A 940-nucleotide genomic window follows, 5' to 3' on the forward strand; every position below is an offset into this window, starting at 1 on the left:
GACTGCCCAGGACACGCCGACTACGTGAAAAACATGATCACCGGTGCTGCTCAGATGGACGGTGGTATCCTGGTTGTTGCTGCGACTGATGGCCCAATGCCACAGACGCGTGAGCACATCCTGCTGGGTCGTCAGGTTGGTATCCCTTACATCATCGTGTTCATGAACAAGTGTGACATGGTTGATGACGAAGAGCTGCTGGAGCTGGTTGAGATGGAAGTGCGTGAACTTCTGTCTGAGTACGACTTCCCAGGCGACGATTGCCCAGTAATCATGGGTTCTGCTCTGGGCGCGCTGAATGGCGAAGCTCAGTGGGAAGAGAAAATTGTTGAGCTGGCTGAAGCGCTGGACAACTACATCCCAGAGCCAGAGCGTGCTATCGACAAGCCGTTCATCCTGCCAATCGAAGATGTATTCTCAATCCAGGGCCGTGGTACTGTAGTAACAGGTCGTGTTGAGCAAGGTATCGTTCGCGTAGGTGACGAAGTTGCTATCGTAGGTATCAAAGACACCATCACTACAACTTGTACTGGTGTTGAGATGTTCCGTAAGCTTCTGGACGAAGGCCGTGCTGGTGAGAACGTTGGTGTTCTGCTGCGTGGTACTAAGCGTGACGAAGTTGAGCGTGGTCAAGTACTGGCTAAGCCTGGTTCAATCACTCCACACACGACTTTCGAGTCTGAAGTATACGTTCTGTCTAAAGATGAAGGCGGCCGTCATACTCCATTCTTCAAAGGCTACCGTCCACAGTTCTACTTCCGTACAACTGACGTGACCGGTACTATCGAACTGCCAGAAGGCGTTGAGATGGTAATGCCAGGTGACAACATCAAGATGGTTGTTACTCTGATCGCACCTATCGCAATGGACGAAGGTCTGCGCTTCGCAATCCGTGAAGGTGGCCGTACCGTTGGTGCTGGTGTTGTTGCTAAGATCGTTG

1 protein-coding gene is annotated in these 940 nt (G+C 51.8%); it reads left to right on the forward strand.

The window, feature by feature from the left end; genetic code table 11:
* A partial coding sequence (gene tuf, locus KCG43_RS21290; RefSeq protein WP_218387465.1) for an elongation factor Tu occupies positions 1–940 on the forward strand: 940 nt, incomplete at both ends.

The organism is Photobacterium sp. WH24 (assembly GCF_019204055.1).
Lineage (GTDB): Bacteria > Pseudomonadota > Gammaproteobacteria > Enterobacterales > Vibrionaceae > Photobacterium > Photobacterium arenosum.